The organism is Streptosporangium sp. NPDC002524 (assembly GCF_040295985.1).
Classification (GTDB): Bacteria; Actinomycetota; Actinomycetes; order Streptosporangiales; family Streptosporangiaceae; genus Streptosporangium.
Genome location: NZ_JBEOWK010000004.1, coordinates 19,969 through 44,798 on the forward strand (window position 1 = coordinate 19,969; position 24,830 = coordinate 44,798).

The following is a 24,830-nucleotide window of genomic DNA, read 5'->3' on the forward strand; positions in this document are numbered from 1 at the left end:
CCGCGCGGAGCTTCGCCCGGCGCCACATAATGTCCGTACGGGAATCGGGGGATTCTTTTACGGGGAGCGAAATTGAGCAAGTACGGAGGGGTTCTCGCCGCGTGCGCGGGAATGCTGCTCGGCGCGACACTGCTGACGGTTCCCTCGGCGGCCCTCGCCGAGGCCGAGCCCGTTCCGGTGCTCGCCTACGGCCTGGACGAGGGCACCGGCACGGTCGCCGCCGACGCGTCGGGTCACGGCAATACCGGCACCGCCACCCGCACCACCACCTGGAGGGACGGGAAGTACGGCAAGGCCGTCGACCTGACCGCCGGAGGGAGCAGGGTGGTCGCGAACGACGCCCCGTCCCTGCGCCTCACCTCGGCGGTGACGCTGGAGGCGTGGGTCAATCCCCTGGCAGGGGGAAACCGGAACGTGATCGTCGGCAAAGGCCCTTCCTACCGCCTCGCGGCCACCACGGGAATCGTCCAGACCACGGCCACCACTCAGATCTCCGGTCCCGCTCTGCCCCCGTACACCTGGAGCCATCTCGCCACCACCTATGACGGCCAGGCCCTGCGCCTGTACGTCAACGGCGCGCTGGTGGCCTCCGCGCCGGCGCAGGGCGCCATCGCGGCGACCACCGCCCCGTTCGTCCTCTCCCAATGGGGAGGTCTCGTAGACGAGGTGAGGGTCTACGACACGGCGCTCAGCGAGGCCCAGATCAACGCCGACATGACCACACCGGTGACCGGCGGGGCCTTGAACAGCCCGCCGACCGCGCTTGAGGGCCTGGCCGTCGTCCCCGGGCACGGCAGGGCCGCGCTCTCCTGGCGGGCGAGCACCGACGACGCCGGGGTCACCGGCTATCAGGTGCACCGGTCCACGGCCGCGAACTTCACGCCCTCGGCCTCGACCCTCCGGGGCACCGTGACCTCCACCTCCTACGCGGACGTCCTCCCGTCCCAGGGCACGTACCACTACCGCGTGGCCGCGATCGACACCTCGGGCCAGCTCGGGCCGATGTCCGAGGCGGTGTCCGCCCAGGTGCTGGAGCCCGACAACCCTCCCACCCCTCCCTACTCGGTCTCGGCCCTCGGCCACGGCGGGTCGGCGGCCGTGTGGTGGTGGGGTGCTACCGACGACCGCGGACTCAGCGCCTCGGAGGTCCACCGTTCGACGGTCTCCGGCTTCACCCCGTCGGCCACGACCTTGGTCGCCACGGTTCCCGAGCCCTCGACATGGGAGCATCTGGACCCGGTGCCGACGGCCGGCACGTACTACTACCGGATCGTCATGGTGGACCGGATCGGTCAGCGCAGCGCGCCGTCGCCGCAGGCGGTGGCGACGACCCGTCCCGAGCCCGGCCTGTCGCAGACCCTGGCCCTCGCCTACGGCCTGAACGAGGGCAGCGGCACGACCGTGCGGGACGCCTCGGGGAAGGGCAACAACGGCACGGCCTACGCCACCGCCTGGACGGACGGCAGGTTCGGCGGGTCCGTGCGGTTCCTCAACGGCGAGGGCCGGATCTCCGCGCCGCCGTCCACGTCGCTGAGGATGACCGAGGGCATGACCGTCTCCGCCTGGGTCAAGCCCTCCCAGGAGAGTGAGACGAAGCAGATGCTCTTCAAGTGGAAGAACGCGGAGAGCGACTTCAAGGTGTTCGCGTCCGGCGGGGGCTCGCCGGGCCCCTCCGTCGTGGCCTTCGGCAACACGCCGAGCCAGGGGGCCGGGGTGTCGAGCCACCGCACCCTGCCCGTCGGGGTCTGGAGCCATCTGGCGGTCACCTACGAGGCGAACACCTTCGTCCTCTACGTCAACGGGGAGCAGGCGGCGTTCCGGAGGGACTCCTTCCACCCGGCCGGCGACGCGGCGTCCTTCGATGTCGCGGGCTCGAACCTCAACCCCTTCACCGGCGAGATCGACGAGGTCAGGGCCTACACCGCCGCCCTCAGCCCGGCCCAGATCAGGACCGTCATGGAGACACCGGTCCCCTGACGAGGGGACCGGTGTCTCCATGACGAGGGGCTGGACGACGAGGGACGAGATACGGCCCGCGCGCCCGCGCGGGCCGTACCGGTGCGGGGACGGCGGCGGCCGACGCCTCGTGGTCCGGCACGTACGGCACCTGGGGTTATCCGGTCGGTGCCCTGTTCTTCCGCCTGGCCATGGTGCTGCTCAACGGGGCGCTGTGGCGGGGCGCGCTGGTGCTCACGCCTGATCTCCGGATGGGCGCTGATCGCGGTGGTGCCGTACGCGGCGGACGCTCTGCTCGTGCTCTTCGGGGTGGTCGAGGTGTCCGCGCCGGTGCACGCCGTGCTGATCGCGCCGCTGTCGGTCGGCGAGATGGTGCTGGCGTCGTGGCTGCTCGTCAAGGGCTTCGACAGGTGATCCGGGCGTCGCGGAGGGGTTTTCCGCCGATGGGCACAGGATCGCTCCCGTCGCCGGCCACGACATCAGGGGGTCGCGGGGCGCCGCCGGACAGGGGAACACCGGGAGAATCGACGATGACGGCGGACTCCTCCGGAACCACGACCCTCCTCCAGAACCACGACCGTGGGAACACGATCAAGCTGGGTGACACGCTCCGGGACGAGGGTGACATCGTGGTGACATCGAACGGGACGTTGCGTCCCGCCCGTCACCGGTCAGTTCGTACGGGTGTTGGGGAGGTGCTCGCCCAGGTAGCCGATCCAGATCTTGCCGGTGGCGCCGCCGGAGTCGTCGTGGAAGTACATCCGGGGCGCGGGGTAGCCGACGGGCCTGAGCTTGACGTGGGACTCCATCAGGACCTGCCCGCCCGGGTTCACCTCGGGCGGGACGGCGAAGGTCCGGCGGTCGCTGAACTTGGCGCGGGTGACCACGCTCTTCGACTCGCGCATGGACAGCATCCCGGTGGGGATGGTGAGGCGGCCGGAGGAGCCGTGGGAGCACCACTCGTAGAAGCCGCCGGAGAACTCCCCGCCCGACCGCGCCCTCGCGAAGTCCTCCAGGGCGCGCAGCGAGTCCCACGCCTTCGCCGCCCACGTACGCGACTGGGCCGGGTGGTCCAGGTCGAGCCGGGCGGCGGCGCTGTCGGTGTCGCCGACGACGATGTGGCGCAGGCTCTCGCGGGCCTCGATCAGGACCTCGACCAGGCTGGCGGGTTCGAAGACGGGGGTCTCCTCGGGCACGCCGTACACCGGCTGGCCCGCCTCGGCGAGCCTGCCCTCCAGCCAGCGGACCCGTTCGGCGAGCTTCCTGGCGCTCGTGACGGCCTCGGCGTGCTCCTCGGTGAGCAGCCGGTACTCCTCGCGGAGGCGCCCGGCCTCGGCGGCCGGGCGGTCGCCCTCCTCGTCCCCGGGAGGGGAGGTGCCGGCACGCCGTTCCGTGACGACGTCACGCAGGCCGGAGAGGTGCGCGCCGAGCGTGTGGAGCTCGCGGAGAACCCTGGCGAGGTCACCGCCGGAGGTCTGCGACGACTGCGACGACGTGGCGAGCCCCAGCGCCGCGTCCAGGTCGCCGCGCAGCTCCTTCACCACCATGTCCGCCACCACCTGGGCGACCTCCTCCACCCCGGTTCCTCCGGGCTTCTCCGTCTCCTCGGTCTTCTCGGTATCCGTGGCCTCCGCCGTGTCCTTTTCCGTGTCCGGACCGGACTCCCCGGCTGAGACCTCGGTGGTCGCGGTGGGGGCCGGGCGCCGGGTCATGGCCATCATCCGCCGTCGTAACTCCTCGCGGGCGGAGTCGGTCTTCGCGGGCCGGAGCGCGGCCTCGGCGATCTCGCTCAGGTCGGCGCGCCCGGCGAGCACCCGGTAGACGACCTGGAGCGTCCGCCGGACGTCCTCGGGAAGCTCGCGGTGGACGGTGTCGCCGACCGCTCCGGTGACGATCCGGTCCAGGGCGGCGGCACCCTGGTCCCGGATCATGGCGGCGCCCATCGGCGGGTGCCTGCGGGGGTGGCGCTCCTCGGCGGGGTCGAAGGGGGCGAGGTAGGTGCGGATCCCGCCGCCGAACACGCCCAGTTCCTTGCCCATCACCTTGTTGAACCGGTTCTGGGTGCGCAGGTCGGCGAGCCGTACCACCAGGCTCGCGCCGGTGACCGCGCCGGCCAGGTAGTCGGCGTGGGAGCGCGCGGCCTCCGGGTTCTGGGGGTCCACGGAGAGAACGAGGATCGGCATCCTCCTGCGGGGTTCGGTCATCACCGGGACGAACCGGTCCATGCCCTCCTCGTCGAGGACCACCGGGCCGTCCTCCACCTGGACGCCGCCGTCGCTGATGCGCGCGGTGCGCAGGTACGCGGGCAGGAAACCGGGCACGCTCACCACCCCCGGTTCGCGCCGCTCCCGCTCACGCCTCCCGCGCCGGTACGGTTCCCGCCGGTGCCCTTCCGGCTCGCGGCCCTCGTGCCGGTCCACGGTGACGATGACCCACCCGGTCATGCCCGGTACCGATTCCGCGTAGGTCACCCGGGTCCGCAGGTGCCCCTCCCCGTCCGGCTCGTCCAGCGTGTAGCGGCCGCAGTCGCCGCGCCGCTCCATCGTGAGCCGCGCCCGGCCGGCCTCGGCCTCGACCATCGCCCGCGCCGCGCCCGGCGGCGGGAACCCCTTCCGCTCGACCCACTCCGAGAAGGTACGGCGCAGCCGGATCGAGATGGGGGCGGCCGGGTCGCGCAGCACCGCCTGATATAACCGCGTCACGTTCGACGCCATAGTCACGACACCTCATATGTCATCAACCTGGGGGATGTACGGCTCATGTCCGATAAATGGACGCCAGTCGTACGGGGTTGGATGTCAGCCAGGCTTCACCGGTTCCGGCGAGTGGGCTTTGTGCACCATAAATGGTGTTTAGTGCTGAATTAAGCGCGCATAAGACAAAAATCGGGTTCAGCGAGCGGGGGTGTTGCCGCGATCGGCCGACTTTGTCGCCCCCAGTGTGACGACCTCCCGGCCTGGTGTCGCGGTCTTTCCCCGAGATCGCCGCTCAGCGGACCGCCCGGGACGAGACCTTGACGGGTCCGGCCGGCTGGCGGCGTACCCGGGGGCGCGGTTTGGGCGGATGGAGTTCACCGCCCGGGATGTCCTGAATCCGGGGAGCGGCTATCGGTGAAAACTCTTTAATGCGATGTTCTGTACATCATGTTCGTCATTCCATGGGCTGAAGGATTGCCTGTTCGAAGAGGCGTCGCTCGCCTCGTGCCACGTGCGGGGAATCGTCTCTCATGGGCGGCGAGCGTCACGTCTCCACGCCGATGCGTACGGGACCGTCCCCGGGGTCGATCCCGGCGAGCAGGCTCGCCGGGACGCGGAACACCCGGCCTGGGGCGGCCGGCCACCACAGCCGCCCGCGGGCGACGACCTTCCCCGCCTGCCGCAGGGGAGCACGGTCAACGCATCCCCGTCACGTTCGGATCCTTCACCCGCCCGGTCCCGTGACGGGCGAAGATCACGTCCGGCTCCCGGAGGCCCGCCCGCGATCTCCTCAACCGCTCCGTAACAAGCCGAGATCACGCCCGGCTCCCGGAAACCCGCCCACGGTCTCTTCACCGGCCTCGCGACGGGCGGACATCACGCCCGGCTTCCCGGAAGCCTGCCCGCGGCGATGCCGTCGGTCAGGCCGTCGACCAGTTCCCCGCCGACCGTCCCCGCCTCCCGCAGGGCTTGCTCGAACGCGGTGAGCCGCCGGAAGGCCTCGCCGTGGCGGCGCTGCTCCCCAAGGGGCAACCGCGGCACCTGCAGCCTGCGGACGTCGATGCGGGAGGACGTCGAGGCGTGCGTTCCCGCCTGTCTCGCGTTGGCCGGGGCTCGCAGGCACCCGGCCAGGAACCACGGGTCGAGCAGCGCCGGGTCCACCCGCAGGGCGAACAGCTGCGAGCCCAGCACCGTGGGGGCGCCGGTGTCGACCCAGGCGCCGAACGCCCGGTAGGCCCCGACGACCACCACCTCCTCCGGGACGGTCACCGTGAGGGTGCCCGCGCCTTCTCCCGCCGACGTCTCGTGCGCGGGCAGCCAGCCGGACGGCCCGCCCCCGGCCAGCACGTCGGTGACGGTGAGCACGGGTACGGCGCCGTCGGGGACGTCGCCGGTGCGTACCGCGCCGTCCGCCGGTTGCTGCCCGGCCCGCATCGTCAGGGCACCCGCCCGGAGCAGGTCGCCCACGGTCACCGTGCCCTGGCCCGCCGGTTCCTCACCGTTCGGTTCGAGCGCGGACAGGGCCGCGGACAGGTCCCGCAGCTCGTGGAGCAGGGTGCCGAACCGGTTCCACGAGCGCCGCAGGCCCAGGTCCGTCGAGGCCGCCACCTTGGGTACGTGCCGTGCGGGGGTGAGGTCCACCTCGTCGTCCAGCAGGTCGATCACCGGGACCACGGCGTGGTCGGCCGGCCGGTCCCTGTCCTCGTCCTCCGCGCGGACGGCCGACACCACGCGCCGCCGCAGGAGGGGCCAGTCGATCGCCGCCCTGCCCGTCCGCTGCGTTCCCTTCGGCGGCTCCGGCTGGACCCCGGCCGCGTCGACCAGGAGCACCCCGGCCTCCGTGCCCGTCCCGCCCTCCGCCGGTGCCCGCAGGACCCACAGATGCAGCGCGACGCTGTACGGGGGCGCGGCCCCCGGCGGGAGGGCGACCACCGCGCGCAACACGCCGCTGCGGAGCAGCCCGGCCCGGATGCGGCGCCCCGCCCTGCGGGAGGCGACACCGGGCGGCAGCAGCAGCACCGCCGTACCGCCGGGCGCCAGGCGGCTCAGCGCGTGCTGGGTCCAGGCCAGCTCGGGCTCGGTGCGGGGAGGCAGGCCGTACGTCCAGCGGGTGTCGGTGGCGAGCTCCTCGTATCCCCAGTCGCGCTCGTTGAACGGCGGGTTGCACAGCACCACGTCGGCGCGGACGTCCGGGTGGGGATCGGCGCGCAGCGTGTTCCCGGCCCGGACGTCCACTTCCCACCCGTCCTCGCGCCCCGGCGAGTGACCGGCGAGCAGGATCCGTACGGCGGCGAGGGCCGCCTGGGTCGGGTCGGCGTCCTGGCCGAGCAGCTTGAGCGGGACGCCCGGGGAGGGCGCGTCCACCGCGCGGGCCCACTGCCGGGCGGCGGCGAGCAGGAGGCCACCCGTGCCGCACGCGGGGTCGAACACGCTGCCCACGTCACCGGCCTCGCCGGCCTGGCTGTCACGGGACAGCTCGGCGACCTCGGCCATCAGGGCGGCCAGCGGGCGCGGCGTGACACCGATCTGCCGGACGTGCGTGTCGAGCCAGCGGCCGAGCAGGAAGTCGAAGGTCTCCAGGGCCCCGTGTTTCCTCGCCAGGCCGACCGCGCGTTCCACCAGGGACCGCTGGGCCTCGGAGAGAGCGGTGTCGCCCGGGAGTGCCCCGGCGCCGGTGTCGCACGGAAGCCCCCCGGTCCCGGTATCAGGAAATCCCCTGGCCGTGCCGGTGTCGCCTGGAGGTCCCCCGGTCGCGCCGGTGTCCGGCGGCCCCGCCGCGTGCCGTGCGTCCGCCGGGCGGGCCGCCTGCTCCCGGGCGAGCCGGGCACCGGCCGCGGCGATCGCCCTTCCCATCGTGTCGCGGTCCCCGAGCGCCTCGAACTCCGGCCACAGCCGTTCCCGGCTGCCCACCTCGTCGAGCTTTCCCTGCCGCCTCAGCCACTCCTCCACCTGCGACAGCGCGAACTGCGGGCTGGTGTCCGTACCGCCGACCGGCGCGGGAAAGCTGTCGTGACGGCGGCGCCAGTTGCTGACGGCCGCGCGCCCGACACCGGCGATCCTGGCTATCTCCGCCAGGGTGACGGAGACGGACGGGTCGGCAGAAGGAGGCATGCTGTCTCCGGATAGCAGGACAGGACGGTGACGATCCCGCCGCCGGAAGGCACGATGACGGCATGCGCCCGGCCGGCCGGGCACCGCGGCTTCCTGGGGAGATCCCCTGGCAGCTTATCCGTTGACTCAGTTCACTCGGGAGCCGACCCGGCCGAGGAGGTTCGGCCAAGCGCGACTGTCTCGGCCGAGGAGACGTGGTCACGTGCGACGGTCCCGGCTGAGGAGGTTCAGCCAAGTGTGACGGTCCCGGCTGTGGAGGTGTGGTCACGTGCGACGGTCTCGGTCGTGGAGATGTGGTCACGTGCGACGGTCTCGGCCGCAGAGGTGCGGCCAAGTGCGACGGTGAGGTTCTCTCCGGCCCACCCGGCACCGTCTCTCCAGATCGTCGTGACGGCGAAGGCCGTGGCCGCCAGCGCCGGAGCCCACGCGGGCTCGGGAGCCTGGGGAAGCACGAGGAACCGGTGCTCCGCGCGCTCCCCGCCGACGTGCTCGACCTCCATGATCCGGAGTACGGCCTCACGCATGCGCTCGTAGGTGTGCCCGCCCTCTCCCAGGACCTCGTACAGGACCGTCCCCTCCGGTCCCTCGCAGGTGATGTCGGCGAAGGGGGACTGCGAGGGGGCGAGCCTGGCCCCGTGCAGCTCGGCGATGAGCATGTGGCGCAGCTGCTCGTGGACGTGGCACCGCCTGTCGGCGCGGACGCGCTCCTCCAGCGAGGAGACGAAGTCCCGGAAGCCGTCGTTCGTGACCGCCGTGCCGGAATCCATGGTCGTGTGCTCCTCGGCGGCCCGGCTGGGCGTGTCGGTGGTGAGCGGGGCGAGCGGGGTGACCGGCACGATCGGGACAGCCGGTGCGGTCGGCATGATCGGTGCGGTCGGTGCGGTCGGTGCGGTCGGTGCGGTCGGCGCTGAGGTGACCGGCGCGTCCGGCACGCTCGGCGTCGGAGAGGCCGGCTCCGGCTGGTCCGGCACGGTGAGCGTCGGAGCGGCCGGTTCGTTCGTCACGGTGAGCGTCGAGGTGACCTGCCCACCTGATACGGCGAGGGCTTGCTCATCCGGTACGGGAGAGGCCGAGCCCGGTACACCGAGTCCCGGACCCGGGCCGAGAAGGACCGAGCCCGGTACGCCAAGGCCCGGATCCGGCCCGAGAAGGGCCGAGCCCGGCCCGGGAAGAGGCAAGCCCGGCACAGCAAGGGTCGATCCCGGCTCGGGAAGGGGCGAGGCACTTCGCTCACCCGCGACGACGAGCGCCGGGTCGGCGGGCCCGCCCAGTACGGCCGGGAGCGGCGCCGCGTGCAGCACGCTGAGCGACTGGGTGCACCGGGTGATCGCCACGTAGAGCCGGCGCGGCCCGGCGGGTCCCTGCCCGGCGATGGCGGCCGGTTCGACCACCACGACGTGGTCGAACTCCAGGCCCCTGGCCAGGGTCGCGGGCAGGACGCTCACCGGCGGGACGCCGTCCGCCGGGACGACCCCCTGGACCTCCGCGACCTTCCGCTCCAGCTCCTCCAGCAGCGCGGAGCCGTCGGGGACGATCAGCGCGACCGAGCGCGACCGCTCCAGACCGGCCGTGGCGAGGTCCAGCGCCCGCGAGACGGCCTCGTCCGCCAGCCGGTCCGGTTCGGTGCGTGTGATCGTCAGCGACGTCTCATCCGTGCCGCGCACCGACTCGGGAACCGCGGTGGAGAGGGACACGGCCCTGGCCAGCGGGGCCGCGAACCGCATGACCTCGTCCGGTACCCGGTAGCCCGCGGTGAGCTCGGCCATGTGCCAGCCGTCGCGCCCGCCCAGGATCCCGGCCAGCCGCTCCCACACGTCGTACTGGCGGGCGCCGGTGGTCTGGGCGAGGTCGCCGAGCACGGTCATGGAGCCGCCGGGACAGCGGCGGGCGAGGGAACGCGCCTGCATGGGCGTGAGATCCTGAGCCTCGTCCACGACGATGTGACGGTAGCGGCGCGGCTCGTCCCCGGACAGCAGGTGGCGCAGCTCCTCAAGACAGACGAGGTCGTCGAGCGTCCACGGCTCCTCGGAGGCGCGAGCCACCCGGGGGCGCGCGACGGCCTCCCGCTCCTCGGCGGTGAGCAGGCCGGAGGCCGCCGCCCGGAGCACCTCCGCGTCGTGCAGTGTCCTGCGCAGGATGGTCTCGGCGCCGAACGCGGGCCACACGGCGTTGACCAGGGAGGCCACCCGGCCGTGCCTCTCGATGCCGGACCGCAGGGCGCCGTCCGGGCGCTGGCCGGGCAGCGCCTTGGCGTACCTGGTCAGCAGCCGGTCGACGAGCGTGTCGACGAACTTGCGGCGGCGTACCAGGTAGGGGCCGCTGGAGGCGCGCGCCTCGACGGCGAGCGCCTCGATCTCGGCGACCGGAAGCGTCAGGGCGGTGCCCTTGTACGGGGTGCTGAAGACGTCGTCGCTGATGTGGGACGCCAGCGCCTCGGGGCGGATGCCGCTCTCGACGACGCGGCGCAGCACCTCTGCCATCCGCTCGTCGGACTTGACCAGGTGCGCCCGCGTTGTGTCCTCGGCGCGGACCTCGCCGTCCCAGAGCCGCGACACCTCCACGGTGGCCACGCCGCGGCTGCCGAGCCTCGGCAGGACCTGGCTGACGTAGCGCAGGAACCCCCGGTGCGGTCCCACGACGAGGACGTCGTCCGGGGTGAGCCCCCGGTTCGTCGGGTCCAGCAGCCAGACGACGCGGTGCAGGCCGACCGCCGTCTTGCCGGTTCCCGGGCCGCCCTGGACGACCAGCACCCCGGGCCGCCCGTCGGAGACCAGGTCCAGCTGGTCGCGCTGGATGGTCTCCACGATGTCGCGCATCAGCCCGTCGCGTCCCCGGTCGAGGTCGGCGAGGAGGAAGGCGTCGGCGTCCTCGCCGGGCGGCTCGGCGAGGGCTTCCAGGTTGTCCAGTGGTTCCGGGACCCTGTGGTTCGCGACCCGGGGCCGGATGTCGTCGAGGTAGTCGGTCACCGTGCGCTCGTGCAGGCGCAGCTTGCGACGGAGCCGGATCTCCCCGGGACGCGAGGAACGGGCCTTCATCCACCGTACGGCCTGCTCGGAGGTCCAGCTGATCACCACGAGGTCGCCCTCGGCGTCGCGGACCGAACGGCGCCCGATGCGCCAGGTCTCCCGGCCGTCGGGGTCGTCGGCGACGTCGACGCGCATGAAGACGAGAGGCTGCCCTCCGAGGTCGTCGTCCACACCGAACTCGGGGGGAACGTCCGGGACGAAGGGAAGGCCGGTGTCGGGGTGCTCCTGGCCGTGCGTGTTCCTGACCCGGCCGGCGTTCAGCCGCCTCCGCTCGACGCAGTCGTACGCGTGGTCGACGGCGCGCTGTTCCTCGGCGACGGCCTCGGCCCGCTCACTCGCGACCGCGGCGGCCCGCTCACCACCGGCCGCCAGCGCGGCACGTCCGGCACTGGCCGCGAGAGCCGCGGGGTTGCCACCGACCGGTACGGCGGGACGGTTACCGCCGCCCGCGACGGCGACGCGACCGGTGCCGTCGCCGCTCGCCACGAGGGTTCGTTCGGCGAGGTCGCCGTTCGCCGCGGTGGTGCGTTCGGCAAGATCGACGTTCGCCATGGCGCCGCGGTCGGCGAGGTCGACGTTCGTCATGGCGCTGCGGTCGGCGAGATCGGCGGTTCCCGCAGCGGTGAGATCGGTGAGGTCGGTGGTGCCCATGTTTCCTCCGAGGTCGGTGCCCGTCGACGTCACCGGCCGGGGGCTTTCTTCGGTGGGACGCGCGGCCCGCGCCGGATCGGAGCGAAATGACTCCGCTCGGTAACCCGATCGGATGTGCGCCGCGTCACATCCATGGAACGTAGACCATTTACTGCTTAATGTGAACTAAGTGCACAGAGATTTTTTGCATTGACATGGGATTGAGATGAGTGTGCGGGTTGATTCATATCCGTGCCGGAACGTCCTCTGAGCGGTCGACTTCGCGAGCGCCTGAGGCCCGACAGGGTGGAAGTGGGCGCCCTTGAGTTCGCCGCCCGCGACAACGGCACGGTTCAGGTGCCGTCGCCTGTCGCGGGCGCTCGCCCTGCGACTGCCGGAACTGCCGCCACTCTGGAGCTCCGGAAAGCACGCGACCCTGATGTCACTTATGTCGATATCATGACAAATATCCCGTATGTGGCTGGCGATGTTGAAATGTATCGATACATGCTTTCTTTTGATCATCTACGAGCTGCGGCACTCAGCCCTGATGAGTCGAGAACGCTGCTCTCGTAGATGGCTGAGCGATCTTCCCGAGGGCTCTATCCCCAAATAGAGGGTGCAGGGGTCTACGTTCGACACGTCTCGCGTTGTTTCGCGTAAAAGCAGCCGTAGTGGCGATGGACCTAATCGCGTTGAGGTCGGTGTCCGGCGCAAGACTCCCACTGCGGCGCTGGTCGGGACTGTGTCGAGGTTGCCCGCCCGGAACAAGGACTGTGTCGAGGTTGCCGCCCGGAACAAGAGCGCCCTGAGCGGAAACGTTCAGGATCGCGTCGAAGCCGCGCTTGCCGGCACCCGCCGGACCGAGTCTGGTCCGGATGCCGCTCTGCTCGTTCTGATCCGCGACTCCAGGGCTCCGACGGCCCGGTGCCGACTTTCGGCTGCGACGAGTGAGAGGCCTTTCTGGGCGGCATCAAGAGCGATGGCTTCGATGACTTGGCCACGCCTCACGAGGTGTGACGTATGTCGCGACGTCGGCTCGCGGCCGGGTGTCGAGCCTGGCGTGCTACTGCCGTGCGGCGGAGGGTGGAACCTTCGCCGGGGCTGACCGGATCTCCTCTTCGAGCGCGTCGACGAGCGCCCTGGCCGCCTGGCGCAGCCGGGTGCGGCGGGCGGTGAGGTCTTCGGTGAAGGTCCGGGCCTTCGGCCCGACCCACACCGGCTGGCCGGTGAACTGGCCGTGGGCCGGGTCGAGCGCGACCTCAAGGAGGGCGACTCTCGCCCTGAGCTCCACCAATGTCTGCTCCAGCACCTGACGCCGCGGGTTGGGCACCAGATCTTCCGGGCCAGGATTCATATATCCCTCTTCGGATGCCGATACATCGGGCGGACTATTGGACATTATTGGATCTACGGCACCTCGGCCAGCCCCGGAGGAATTCATGAGACGTTCTATGCGGCTCGGCGTCACGATTTGTGCGGTGGCGCTGCTGGCGGTGTCTGGATGTGGGGAAAGCGGCCCTACGGCAGACGAAGCGGGGGAGACCCTCAAATCGCATATCACCGAGTTGATGAAGGAAAGCCACGTTCTGGATGTCCGTATCACTGATTCCGGTGGGCGTGATATTTCCTGTGGTGAGGGGAGGGCCAAGAGGACCTTCGCGGCTACGGCCAGAGACGCCGCACCGCAACGCGAGCCGGACGGGCTCAATACATACATGCTCGGTGAGCTTTCCTCGGTTGCTCCCTACCGGATTGTCGAAGACCGGGGCAATGCTCCCATTCGGCTTGCCAATGACACGTACAAGACGGTGATCGTCTTGGATTCACCGGCTAACGGGCAGTACGGAGTGCGGGGTGAAACCGAGTGCCTTCCGATCTCGTGAGCTAGCTGTCGTAGGCCAGCCCGCGCTCTCGACCTCGTTTGTTGCCACCCTCGAAGCGGCTCGCCATCTTTTCGGAGAGATCCCCCACTGACAGATCGTTATTGCCCATCCCGTTGGCCACCGCCCACCTCTCGAAAGCCTCAAGCCCCTCGTTTCCCTCCTTGGTCAGCTCGAAGGACGGCCTCAGGTTGCCCTTGGCGTCGGTAAGGGGTACGCCGGGTGGCTTGATCAACTCGGAGAACGGTTTGAGGTTGCCCTTGGCGTCGACGATGGACGCGCGGCCGGCCTGGAACTCGGCGGGTGTCACCTTGGGGACGAATCCATTGGCCATGAGCATCTGCGCGTACATGTGCTGGCGGCCGAGGGTCGCCACCCTGTCCGCCTCGTCGGCCCGGTCCATCCGGGTCTCCTCGTCTTCGATGAAGGCGCCGTAGCCGGAGAGGCCGGTGCTCAGTGCGTACCAGGCGTAGGCCGCGACCGGGCCGGCTCCGACGTACATGCTCGCGACTCCGATGGTGGCGTCGCGGAAGAAGTTGAACGTGTCCTTCTGCTGCTCATCGATCGCGTCCAGGTCGCCCTGGACCTTCTCGACGGCGGCCAGCTCGAAACCGCGTACGTTGCCCAGGGCGGTGAAGACCCGGTCCAGGTGGTCGACGTCCCCCGTGCGCCGCGCCTTCTCCGAGGCGTCGGCGATGAGTCGCTGGGAGAAGCCGCCCATTCCCCGGTCGAACGGGGCGAGTCTCGCGGCGGAGTCGGCGAAGGTCTTCAGGAAGCGGTAGGTGTCCCTCGGGCTCAGGGTGAACGCCGCCGTCGTGCCGAAGGCCGAGGTGAAGGGCTTCAGCGCGCTCTCCTCGATCATGTTGGCGTCGCCGATGTTCGCGCCCTCGGTGATCTCGGCGGCGTAGGCGCCGGCCAGTGCCGACATGAAGATCCTGGCTTTCGGCGCGACCTGCATCGGGGTGGCCGGGGAGTCCGCGGTGCCGTCGGTGTCCTTGAGGTCTCCCATGATGGTCATGACGTTGAAGGCGAACTTCGCGGCCTCGGGGCTGTGCGGGTCCTTCTCGTAGGCCCCGCCCCCGGCGGCGAGCATCCGGCCGAACTCCGTGCTGATGTCGAAGTCCATGCCCCCCACCCGTTTCCAGGACTGTTCGGGGCTCCTCATGCGGTTGAGCTCGGTGAACAGGTCCCAGAGGTCTTCGCGGGACATTGCATTGAACAGGCCCCTGGCCACCTCGGGGTTGTTCGCCAGGGTCGGCAGCAGCGGGGCGAGGTCGGTCTCCCAACGCCGGGGGCGGGCGCCGTCGCCGTCACCGACCGGTTTGCCCACCCTGCTCCGCGCTATCTCGGTGAGCCACGCGGTGGGGAACATCCCGTGCCGGAGCAGGGTCGTCAACTCGTAGTCCGACGCCTTCTTGAGGGTGCCGGCCTGCCAGGCGGAGCCGAGGAGTGCCGGTTGCCCGCCGACCGCCGTGGCCAGGGCGTCGCCCATGACCTCGCGGTGCTTGTCGGCCGCCTTCTTGTCGTATCTCTCCAGGCGGCTGACCATGCCGAGCATGCCCTCGGGGCCGAGGGACCGGAAGAACCCGGCGGTGAGGTAGGCGTCCTTCCGCCCGTCGGCGAGTTTGTCGAGGATCCGGTCGTAGGCGGCGTCGGCCCGGCCGGGGGAGAGCTCGGGGAGACGCCTGAACTCGGCGGCGAGGTCGGTGCCCTTCTTGGCGTTCCCCGCCGGGGACTTTCCCGTCTTCTCGTCATAGGACAGCAGCCCCCACTGGAACGGGTCCTGGAGCGGGTCGCCGGTCCACATCGAGCCCTGTTTCGGGATGTGGGGAGCTCCTCCCAGCATGGGGAGGTCCTGGCTGATCGTCTCCAGGCGTTCGCGCAGTTTCGGGAGCTCGTCGCCGACCCAGCCGTCGATCTCCCTGATCGGCCCCAGCCCCGCCGCCGACACCTCGGCCGCCGTGAGCAGCTGCCGGATCCGCTCGGACTGCTCACCGATCACGTCGCGGCCGCGTTCCAGCGCGGTGACGAAGCTCCGCATCAGATCGGGGTCGATTCCGGTGAAGTCCGGCGACGTGGGCCCCGCTCCCGGCGACATCGGCTCCACCATCTCCTCAGCCTATTTTCAGTTGTTTCACTCTAGTTCCAGAATGAGTGATTTTCAGCCGGCGGAGCAGATCGGACAAGGCTCTGACCTGCCCGGCAGGCGTCATACGCCGTCACCGTGCGGTAATCGGCTCTGCCTGATGTGATGACTCGATTCAAAGCAGCCCATCCCGGTGTCCGGGCTCTCGGCGGTGCGGTGACATTCACAAACCGGTTGAGAATATTTCCGGCCGTCCGTTCAATGAATTTCGGGCCGTACGCTGGATCGTCGTCGTTGATTTCCGTTTCCATGGACAGGCCGGAATGGGCGCGTGAATCGCTTCGCGCGAGATATCCCTGTCAAGTCGGTGATCCTTTTTCGGCCTGCTTCGCGGAGCGTCCGGACTGCCGCGCCGTCGCCGGAGGTGGGGCGGGGCCGAGGAGGCGGAGGGCGGCGGACCCGGCATGTGTGCCGGGCCCCGCCGTGAGGCGGCCCATACTTCAAGAGATCCTGTTGCGGAGCGGGACGTCGCGGATGAGCGGCCAGGTCATCGCCAGGCCGAGCAGGAGGCAGCCGAGGCCCGCCGCCAAGGCCGTCGCGACGCCCGGTGTGAGGGGGAGGCCCAGGGTCGAGCTGAAGAACGGCAGCCTCAGGTTTCCGCCGATGGCCGACTCGCCCAGCACGACCAGCGCGACGCCGAACGGCAGGGAGAGCATCCCGCCGGCCTGCCAGCGGTAGAACGCCGCCCCCATGAGGGCTCCCGCGACCATCCAGGCGAGGCCCTGGACGAGGTACTCGGTGAAGATCAGCGGCACCTGTGTCGGCGAGGAGAACAGGTGGGCGTTCATCAGGGTCTGCGGCCGGTCGAGCAGGTTGTACAGGAGCGCTTCCAGCAGGTAGCCCAGGGTGATCAGGGCGGAGAACGCCGGTGCGTACAGCACGACGGTCACCGCGGCCTGCGCGCCGAACTGCCTGCGGGTCTGCCCGTGCGCGATGTAGAGCGGGAGGAACTCCCTCATCAGGGAGACGCCGAGGAACAGGGCGAGCCAGCGGGGGATCTGCGTGGCGACCTCCCACGTGCTGATCCTGAGCGTTCCGAACATCGCCACGCCGACCGTGAGCAGGACGACCAGCACGTAGAACCCCGCCCACAGGAGGGCGGTGTAGATCAGGGGGGCGCCCAGAAGGCGGGTCGGGAATCTCATCGGACGTCTCCGGCGGGCTCGGTGGGGACGGGGGCTGCGGGGGCTGCGGGGGTGGCGGCGTCGGGGTCGGTGAGGTGGACGAACAGCTCCTGCATGGCGATCGGGCCGAGCTCCAGCCCGGCCTGGGAGGCCCTGGCCCGCGAGGAGGTGTCGAGGTCGCCGTAGACCATGGCGACCTTGGTCGGGCCCAGGGTCCTGGTGTTCAGCACCGTGAGCCCTACGGTGAAGGCGTCGACCTCGGCCACCGGCCCGGTGACCGAGGTGCCGCGCGCGAGCAGGGTCTCGCTCCGCTCGTGCAGGAGCAGCCTGCCCCGGTTGATGATCAGGACCTCCTCGAACAGCGAGCTGACCTCCTCGATCAGGTGGGTGGAGAGGATGATCGTGCGCGGGTGCTCCGTGTAGTCGGCGAGCAGGGCGTCGTAGAAGGCGTAGCGGGAGGGGGCGTCCATCCCGATGTAGGACTCGTCGAACATGGTCAGCGGCGCCCGCGCGGCGAGCCCCACCACCACTCCCAGTGCCGACCGCTGCCCCTTGGACATGGCCTTGACGTTCGTCTTCCCCTTCAAGGTGAACTTGTCCATCAGCGTGCGGGCGTACTTCGCGTCCCAGTTGGGGCGGAGCGACTCGGCGAAGTCGAGCGCGTCCGCGGCGGTGCCGATGTCGACCGTCTCGCCCGCGTCGCGGATCAGGCAGATGTCGCGGGTGACGTCCGAGTTCTCGAACACGGGGCGGCCCCCGACCCGCACCGTGCCCCCCGACTCCCTGCGGAAGGCGGCCAGCACCGACAGCAGGCTGGTCTTGCCCGATCCGTTGCGCCCCAGGAGCCCGTATATCTTGCCGCCGTCAAGGGAGAAGGTGACGTCGTCGACCGCCCTGACAGTGCCGTAGTCGACTCGCAGGCCGTCGGCCACGATGTTCATGCGCGCTCCTCGAGCTCATGGATCTTTTTGACGACGTCGGTGAGGGGGATGCCGATCACCTTCGCCTCGGCCACCATCGGGGCGACCACTTCGGCGAAGAAGCTCTCCCGCCGCTGGGTTCTGAGCGCCTCCCGGGCGTCCGGACTGACGAACATGCCGATGCCTCGTTTCTTGTAGAGAACGCCCTCGTCGACCAGCTGCTGGAACGCCTTGGCCGCCGTGGCGGGATTGATCCGGTAGAAGGTGGCGTATCGGGTGGTCGACATGACCTGGTCGCCGCCGCCCAACGTGCCGTTCAACACCTCGGTCTTGATGCGATCGGCGATCTGCCGATAGATCGGGCTCTGGTCATCGAACATGGGCACCCGCTTAGTTGGTTCATTACTCTTGTAATGAACCATAGGAGCGAAGAGGTCGCGCGTCAACATCGGCTTCACGGCGGGGTGGGCGGCCCCGGGCTCCCCGATCTCGCCGTGCGCGGCAGGGGCGCCCACCGGATCCGCGTCAATACGCCTGGCTCCCCTGGAGGGGCGAGGAGTGCGCCGGGCGGCGGCTGCCGATCATGGCGTACCCGGGACGGGGGGACGACGTCGTCGTCCACCGCGCGCGGACCAGGCCGCGACCGGTTCACCCGAACGTTCCTCGTTCGGCGGGTAAGGGGGAATTCCGTAGAGGGAATGTCAGCACAAGCTGGAAAAAGAAGTGTGCGGTTACATCTGGATGTGCTCTCCGGCATCGCGACGTGCGTTGTGACCGAGATCTCGGAAACCGTCCGCATCCGGAAGACGGCGGACACCGCGGTGCGAGGTCGGCCACCCTGCGCGTCAGGCGGGGGCCGACGCCCCCCCGGAGCTCACCCATGCCGCCCCCGGTCCGTCGGCCGGCGGGAGTTCGTACTGCTGTGCGACCACCGTCGGACCCCGGTTCTCGGATGCGGGGAGGATCGGCGTCGGCTGTCCACGAGGAGTGTGACGGCACGGTCGAGCGTGCCACCGATTTCGGGCAATGGTGTCGGCCGGCGTTGTGATGAGCGGGCTTCGCCGATCGACGATCACCGCGTGAGCGGAAGCACTGTTTCGCCGGGAAGGCGAACGTGCCGTTAACGGACACGCGTGTCCGTCCGCAAGGTATCGACGGCGCTGTCCGAATCGCCATGAGGCGGGGATTGTAGGGCGGACCGCCTACATTTTTCCTAGAGATTTTCCTTGTTCCTTGCCGATCATATGGAGGTATGGATTGATGCTGCTCTCTGACCTGCGAAGATGTGGATAATTACTGCGGCGGTTACTTTTTCGTGTTCTCTCGAAAATCTGTGCGCCGCGGCCTTCGTGCTGTATGCAAAACAGCAGAAGGTGAGATTCCGGTTACGTGTACGGCATGCCCGATTATCGGGCGACCGTGATTATTCCTTTGCTTTGATGTGGATTTCATGTGAAGATCACTCCGGTTTTGGATACCTTGCTGGAAAGGTCGAAGTGAAACCACAGAAACCGAGATCCGGAGTGCCGGACCGTTATCGCCGCACCTCGCTGATAGCCGCGGTGGGGCTGTCCGCCTCGCTCCTCGTGACCCCCGCCGCGGCCGATCCCACTCCCACCCCCGCCCCCGCTTCTCCCGCGCCGCGACCGGCTGCCACCCCTGATCCGGTGGAGGCGGCCCAGCAGGAGGCGAAGCGGCAGAACAAGCAGGTCGAGATCGAGGCTCTGCACACCGAGAACTCGACCACGGTCGCCACCGGCGACGGCAGGACGCTGGGCACCTACGTCTACAGCCAGCCCGTCCGCGTCAAACGAGACGGCACCTGGCAAGGGGTCGACACCACGCTGGTGGTGGAGAACGGGGCCGTCAAACCCCGGGCGGCCAAGCTGGACATCAGCCTGTCCGACGGCGGTGACACCGCTTTGCTGACCGCCAGAGGCGAAACGCTGGGCACCGAGAAGGGCGAAGCCGGGGAGGTGAGGATCTCCGCGCCGGGCAGGTTGCCCGCACCGAGACTGTCGGGCAACAGGGCGGTGTACGAATCCGCCTACGGCCAGGGGACCGACCTGGTGGTCACCGTGACCCCGACCGGTTTCCACCAGGAGATCGTGATCCGGGAACGGCCGGCCAGACAGCTGAAGCTGCCGATCTCCGTCGATCTGCCCGCGGGAATGAACTACGGGAAGACCTCCGCGGGTAAGGCGGCCGTACTGGCGGGCGACAAGCCGGTGACCGATCTGGCCACGGTGCGGATGCTGGACGCCACGGCGGCCGAAGTCCCCGGATCCGGCCACCTGGGGGCGGCGAGGACATCCGTCGAGCAGAAATCCGGCGGCCCGGTCCTGGTGCTGTCCCCTGACGCGAAATTCCTCGCCGATCCGCGGGTCACCTACCCGGTGACGCTGGCCGCGGCCGGCTCCGAATGGTACGGCGCGGGCTATCCCGACGACACGTTCATCAACAACAAGACCTGGAACACCGGCGGCCCCAACCAGGGCATGTTCAAGCTGCTGGTGGGCAACGGCGGCAACGCCATCTCCAACGGCCCCACCAACGACCCGAGCACCGTCTGGCGCAGCTATCTGCGCTTCGACCTGACCGGCGCGCCGTTCATGGGGCAGACGATCCTCAACGCCGACCTGCGGCCGTGGAACTACCGCTCCCACGCCTGCGGCGACGCCAAGGGCGACATCGTCGTGCGCCGCATCACCAGCACCTGGAACGTCAACTCGCTGAGCTGGAGCAACCAGCCCACGGTGACCACCAGCGGCCAGGGCGTCAAGGGCAGCGCCGTCGGCGACCACTGTTCGGGCAATCTGACCTCCCGGGACGTGTACTACACCATCGAGAACATCGTCCGGGACTGGTCCAGCGGCCAGCCCAACCACGGCCTGCGGATCAGCGCCCTGCAGGAGGGCGGCGTCATCAACTGGCGCGAGTTCCGCTCGGCCAACTACACCGACTTCGACGGCCACCCCCCGCACCTCTTCGTCGAATACGAGGAGCCGGCGGAACTCCGGGCGCTCACCACCAGGCCTCGTTCGTCGAACAGCCCGCTCACCTTGGACCAGGCCCTGGCGATCGAGGCGCCGACCCAGGAGAGTCCCCCCAACCCGCCGACCACCGGCTCGGCGGACGGAGCGAACGCGGACAAGAACTCCCCGTGGGACTACGGCCTGGATCTCGCTACGATCTCTCCTCCCGAAGGCACCACCCCCGAAGAGGCGGCCCAGGACCCCACCGGCCTGTTGGACGGGCTACCACCCGGCTGGGAGGACGACCCCGGCGTTCCGTCCGACGACGACGAACTCGAGCTTCCCCACCCCTCGGAACTGCGTGCGCACTGGAAGTTCGACGAGGGTACGGGAAGCACGGCCACCGACTCGTCCGGGCAGAATCACAACGCGACGGTGAACGACACCACGACATGGATCGCGGGGAAGACCGGAAGCGCGGTTTCGAACGCCGCGCCCGAGGGACGAACACAGGGGTCGACGGCCGGTGGATCACGTTCCGCGGCCCTGTCGGAGGCGGTCAAGCTGGGCACACCCGTGGAGGTGGCGGCTGAGACGTCCGAGACGAGCGTCACCTACGCGCAGCCCGACGGAAAGACGTTCAAGACCGAGATCGCCGCGGGCCCGGTACGAACGAAGCAGGACAACAAATGGGTGCCGATCGACACCTCCCTCGTGGAGCGGGGTGGTGTGCTGAGGCCGAAGGCGATCAAGAACGGTGCCGCGGTGGAGGTCTCCACCGGCGGTACGGGTTCGTTCGTGACGATGACCGCCGCTGACGGGCAGACCTACGCGCTGCGCTGGCCGACCGCGCTGCCCAAGCCGGTCCTCGGCAAGAACGTGGCCACGTTCACCGACGCGGCCGGGCGGGGCGCGGACCTGGTCGTGACCGTGCTGCCGACCGGGTTCCGGCACGACGTGGTGCTGCGCGAGCGGCCCGCCGCACCGCTGGAGCTGCGCATCGGCGTGGAGACCGGCGGCCTGACCCTGTCCGAGGGCAAGCGGGGACGGCTGCTGCTCACCGGCGGCAAGGACAGGAAGCTGGTGGCGTCGGCGCCGCGGCCGGTGATGTGGGACGCCTCCGCCAAGGGCCGTCCGCAGCAGGCCAGGCGAGCCGGCATCGCCACCGACGTGGTCACCACCGGCGGTCGCACCGAGCTGGTGCTCAAGCCCGACCACGCGTTCCTGTCGGATCCGGCGACGAAGTATCCGGTGCGGGTGGATCCGACGACCACGTTGCCGTTCAACCACGACGTGGAGGTCTCGACCCTCAGTGACGCCGACTGGCCGGCCGACCCCACCAGCCCGTACCTGCTGGCCGGCACCCAGACCGGCCAGCTGAAGTACCGGGTGAACCTGCGGTTCGACACCGCGGCGCTGACCGGTACCACGGTGACCGACGCCCGGTTGTCGCTGCTCAACATCGACGCCCAGGCCTGCGGCGCCACCGCCGGACCGGGCATCCAGGTGCGGCGCCTGACCTCGGCCTGGGACGAGAACAACCTGTACTGGGCCAACCAGCCCACCTCCACCACCGAGGACGCCCAGATCAACCGGGCCGCCTACGGTATGAGCTGCGCCGGCGGCGCGGCGCCGCTGCAGTGGCCGGTCACCGCCATCGCCCAGGACTGGGCCGGCGGCGCGGCCAACCACGGCCTGGTACTGCAGTCACCGACCGAGACCAACGTCAACAACTTCCGGGTCTTCCCCGCCTCGGAGGAGACCTTCGAATTCGACAGCCCGCCGACGCTGACCGTCACCACTTCCGGTCCGGCCTCGGCTCCCTCGGTCAGCGCCCTGGCCGTCACCCCGGCGCAGAACGCCGGCGGCACCACGACGATCACCTCCCTCACCCCGCAACTGGCCGCGACCGTCTCCGACACCGTCGGCGGCACCCTGAGCGGCCAGTTCGAGATCGAGCACGACCCGGCCGCCACCGGCCAGGGCACCGGCCAGATCTGGGCCGGCGCCTCGGCCGCGGTCGCCTCCGGCGCCCAGGCCACCGTCACCGTCCCGGCCGGGAAACTGACCGACGGCTGGAAGGTCCGCTGGCGCGCCCGCGCCGCCAACGCCGCCGCCTCGACCACCTCGGCCTGGTCGGCCTGGCAGAACGCCACCGTCGACGTGCCCGGCCCGATCTCCGACCCGGCCGTGGGCGCGCTACAGGTCACCCCCTCGAAGGTGGTGGGCGGCGTAACCGTCACCTCGACCCTCACCCCCCGCCTGCTGGCACAGGTGAGCGATCCGGCGGGCGGCAGTCTGCGGGCCGAGTACGAGATCGAGCACGACCCGGCCGCCACCGGGCAGGGCACCGGCCAGATCTGGGCCGGAGCCGTCGACAACGTCGCCTCCGGCACCCAGGCCGGCCTGGCCGTCCCGGCGGGGCGGCTGAGCGACGGATGGAAGGTCCGCTGGCGCGCCCGCGCCGTCGCCGGACCGCTGTCCTCGGCCTGGTCGGACTGGCGACAGGTCACCGTCGACGTCGTCCGGCCGGGCGAGGAACCACTCGCGCAGACCTCCGGGCCGGTGATCCACACCGACCAGAGCTTCACCGTTTCCGCCTGGCTGCGATGGGACGACAAGGAGGGCGCCTACACGGTTGCCGAGCAGAAGGGCACCCACCAGGCGCCGTTCCGCTTGGGCAACACCCCGGAGCACGGACTGGTGTTCACGTTCACCAGCGCCGACGACGCCGACGCGACGACCCAGGGGGTGCTCTCCGGCGTCGAACCGCCGGTCGACGAATGGTTCCACCTCGCGGGTGTCTACGACGCCGCCGCCAAGACCGCGACGCTCTATCTCAACGGCACCGCGATCAAGAACGAGCCGGTCGCCTTCGACACCTGGAACACCGACGCGCCGATGACGCTGGGTACCAGCATGCGCGGTGATCTCGATGACGTCCGGGTCTATCAGAGATGGCTGGCCGCCAACGAGATCGGCGCCATGTCCGAGGGGAGCGACGACGCGGGAACCCCGGCACCACGGCTCGCCCCCTCCGCGTCCACATCGCCGGTCAGGCCACTGGCCCTGTCGTCGGCGGACGGATGGGAGGAGTGCAGGGACGACAACAAGGGAACCTTCCTCGCCCCCAACGAAGAGATGAACCGCCCGGACGGATGGCACAAGAACCGTTTCCATTGGTGCTTCTGGGCATACCGTACGATCAAGGCCGTCGAGGTGCAAGGTAATAGGAAAACCGAAAGGGCGTCCGCCGATTACCGGGTGACGCTGGTCGGCCAGACGAGCAATATCAGCAGATCGTTCACGATCAAGGCGAGGATCGACGAATGGAGAATAACGAGCAATCCCTACGGTATTTACAACGACAACACGAGGATAGGCATCGGCGCACTGTCCACGGGGTCGATGGACAACGCCGCCGGCACGCGGACCGCCAATGACTGTCGCGACCCGAACGCCCCGAACCCCCAAGGGGAGTTCGAGGCGAGACACTGGCCGAACAACGAGGTGAGCTTCCAGTTCAAATCGACTCCGAACGAGGCCCAGCAGGGTGCGGAAAAGCGGCAACGCTGCACGCTGACGTTCACGACATGGTGGGACGCGAGCCTGGTCCGCTCGTCGAAGACCTGGGACGAGCCGAAATCCCTGATTCGCTGCGACACCGCGAGTTACATCAACCAGGGTTACGCCAAAAACGGTGGATGCGTGTTCCAGGGGATCGCTCCTTCGGTCATGGTCGGTTACGGGGACGGCTGGGACGAGCAGACCGCCCATCTTGAAACGGCGAAGAACCAGCCTTCCCAGACAATCCCCCGGCTGCCTTTCAAAGTCATCCCCGGTTTCAGCAAGAACAGCATGATCGAACGATGTGCGAAAAACCGGGTGTGCGGCAAGAGAGGACTCAACCGCTCCTGGGCGCGCAAGGCGTGCAGGGAGGAGTGGGGGTGGTCGTACTCCCAGAAATACGCACCCCTCCCGAACGGGGTCTCGGAAAGTCAGCTCGGGCTGGAGTGGGACGGCCTTCCAGATCACGACGGTGTCCAGGGCGACTGCGACGAGTTCCCCTTCAACGCCACCTACAACGGCTCCTACCAGTACAAGCAGGGACTGAAGAACTTCTCTGTGCGGGTGATCAACGGGCCCCAGAACCAGGACTTCGGCAGCGCGCTGAACAAATGGTTCAACCGGGAGCGTATTCTCGACCACGATCAATTCTTCGTCCGCTTCAAAGATTAGCCGACCGTTAGCAGATCTGTGACGCTGGCGACCTCCGGCGGGAAACACGTTTCTCGCCGGAGGTCGCCAGCGTCGTGAGACTGGGTATTGAATAGCGGGCGGAGGTGAAGGTATAGTCCGGATC

13 protein-coding genes are annotated in these 24,830 nt (G+C 69.5%); 5 read left to right on the plus strand and 8 right to left on the minus strand.

What is annotated here, in order from left to right:
• Nucleotides 1–72: 72 nt before the first annotated feature.
• The gene (locus ABT053_RS07210) at nt 73–1,977 is read left to right on the plus strand and encodes a LamG-like jellyroll fold domain-containing protein (RefSeq protein WP_350967992.1); all 1,905 of its coding nucleotides are present in this window, start codon (nt 73–75) and stop codon (nt 1,975–1,977) included.
• Nucleotides 1,978–2,226: 249 nt separating this feature from the next.
• Nucleotides 2,227–2,370 (plus strand): hypothetical protein, encoded by a 144-nt coding sequence (locus ABT053_RS07215; protein ID WP_350967993.1) that lies wholly within the window; start codon nt 2,227–2,229, stop codon nt 2,368–2,370.
• 257 nt (nt 2,371–2,627) lie between these two features.
• Here ABT053_RS07215 and ABT053_RS07220 read toward each other — a convergent pair whose 3' ends face one another.
• From ABT053_RS07220 to ABT053_RS07230, 3 genes are all read right to left on the minus strand, one after another.
• Nucleotides 2,628–4,658 carry a hypothetical protein gene (locus ABT053_RS07220; protein WP_350967994.1) on the minus strand — a complete coding sequence of 677 codons (2,031 nt, stop codon included), beginning with the start codon at nt 4,656–4,658 and terminating at the stop codon, nt 2,628–2,630.
• An 870-nt stretch (nt 4,659–5,528) separates the two neighbouring features.
• Nucleotides 5,529–7,763, minus strand: coding sequence for an N-6 DNA methylase (locus tag ABT053_RS07225; protein ID WP_350967995.1), 2,235 nt, complete (start codon nt 7,761–7,763; stop codon nt 5,529–5,531).
• A 227-nt stretch (nt 7,764–7,990) separates the two neighbouring features.
• Complete coding sequence (locus ABT053_RS07230; protein ID WP_350967996.1) at nt 7,991–11,440, minus strand: HelD family protein; 3,450 nt, start codon at nt 11,438–11,440, stop codon at nt 7,991–7,993.
• 291 nt (nt 11,441–11,731) lie between these two features.
• On the opposite strand from ABT053_RS07230, the gene ABT053_RS07235 reads away from it, so the two are divergent.
• A complete protein-coding gene (locus ABT053_RS07235; RefSeq protein ID WP_350967997.1) occupies nt 11,732–11,995 on the plus strand; it encodes a Scr1 family TA system antitoxin-like transcriptional regulator in 264 nt (87 codons plus the stop codon).
• 490 nt (nt 11,996–12,485) lie between these two features.
• On the opposite strand, the gene ABT053_RS07240 is transcribed toward ABT053_RS07235, so the two are convergent.
• A complete protein-coding gene (locus ABT053_RS07240; RefSeq protein WP_350967998.1) occupies nt 12,486–12,776 on the minus strand; it encodes a hypothetical protein in 291 nt (96 codons plus the stop codon).
• A gap of 124 nt (nt 12,777–12,900) precedes the next feature.
• On the opposite strand from ABT053_RS07240, the gene ABT053_RS07245 reads away from it, so the two are divergent.
• Nucleotides 12,901–13,305, plus strand: coding sequence for a hypothetical protein (locus ABT053_RS07245; protein ID WP_350967999.1), 405 nt, complete (start codon nt 12,901–12,903; stop codon nt 13,303–13,305).
• Nucleotide 13,306: 1 nt separating this feature from the next.
• Here the strand turns inward: ABT053_RS07245 and ABT053_RS07250 are convergent, their stop codons facing one another.
• The 4 genes from ABT053_RS07250 to ABT053_RS07265 all read right to left on the minus strand — a co-directional run bounded on the left by ABT053_RS07250 (nt 13,307) and on the right by ABT053_RS07265 (nt 17,872).
• Nucleotides 13,307–15,412: a hypothetical protein gene (locus tag ABT053_RS07250; protein WP_350968000.1), complete on the minus strand. Its 2,106-nt coding sequence runs from the start codon at nt 15,410–15,412 to the stop codon at nt 13,307–13,309.
• 476 nt (nt 15,413–15,888) lie between these two features.
• Nucleotides 15,889–16,593 carry a hypothetical protein gene (locus ABT053_RS07255; protein WP_350968002.1) on the minus strand — a complete coding sequence of 235 codons (705 nt, stop codon included), beginning with the start codon at nt 16,591–16,593 and terminating at the stop codon, nt 15,889–15,891.
• Nucleotides 16,590–17,513, minus strand: a complete 924-nt coding sequence (locus ABT053_RS07260) for an ATP-binding cassette domain-containing protein (RefSeq protein ID WP_350968003.1) — start codon at nt 17,511–17,513, stop codon at nt 16,590–16,592. The genes ABT053_RS07255 and ABT053_RS07260 overlap by 4 nt, the downstream gene beginning before the upstream one ends.
• Nucleotides 17,510–17,872, minus strand: coding sequence for a GntR family transcriptional regulator (locus tag ABT053_RS07265; protein WP_350968004.1), 363 nt, complete (start codon nt 17,870–17,872; stop codon nt 17,510–17,512). The genes ABT053_RS07260 and ABT053_RS07265 overlap by 4 nt, the downstream gene beginning before the upstream one ends.
• Before the next feature lie 1,143 nt (nt 17,873–19,015).
• On the opposite strand from ABT053_RS07265, the gene ABT053_RS07270 reads away from it, so the two are divergent.
• Nucleotides 19,016–24,706, plus strand: coding sequence for a DNRLRE domain-containing protein (locus ABT053_RS07270; RefSeq protein ID WP_350968005.1), 5,691 nt, complete (start codon nt 19,016–19,018; stop codon nt 24,704–24,706).
• The last annotated feature ends 124 nt before the right edge of the window (nt 24,707–24,830 follow it).

Excerpts from the sequence above, each read along its gene's own strand:
- ABT053_RS07260 (WP_350968003.1), bottom strand. The coding sequence starts at position 17,513 with ATGAACATCGTGGCCGACGGCCTGCGAGTCGACTACGGCACTGTCAGG.
- ABT053_RS07250 (WP_350968000.1), bottom strand. The coding sequence starts at position 15,412 with ATGGTGGAGCCGATGTCGCCGGGAGCGGGGCCCACGTCGCCGGACTTC.
- ABT053_RS07265 (WP_350968004.1), bottom strand. The coding sequence starts at position 17,872 with ATGTTCGATGACCAGAGCCCGATCTATCGGCAGATCGCCGATCGCATC.
- ABT053_RS07240 (WP_350967998.1), bottom strand. The coding sequence starts at position 12,776 with ATGAATCCTGGCCCGGAAGATCTGGTGCCCAACCCGCGGCGTCAGGTG.
- ABT053_RS07225 (WP_350967995.1), bottom strand. The coding sequence starts at position 7,763 with ATGCCTCCTTCTGCCGACCCGTCCGTCTCCGTCACCCTGGCGGAGATA.
- ABT053_RS07255 (WP_350968002.1), bottom strand. The coding sequence starts at position 16,593 with ATGAGATTCCCGACCCGCCTTCTGGGCGCCCCCCTGATCTACACCGCC.
- ABT053_RS07230 (WP_350967996.1), bottom strand. The coding sequence starts at position 11,440 with ATGGGCACCACCGACCTCACCGATCTCACCGCTGCGGGAACCGCCGAT.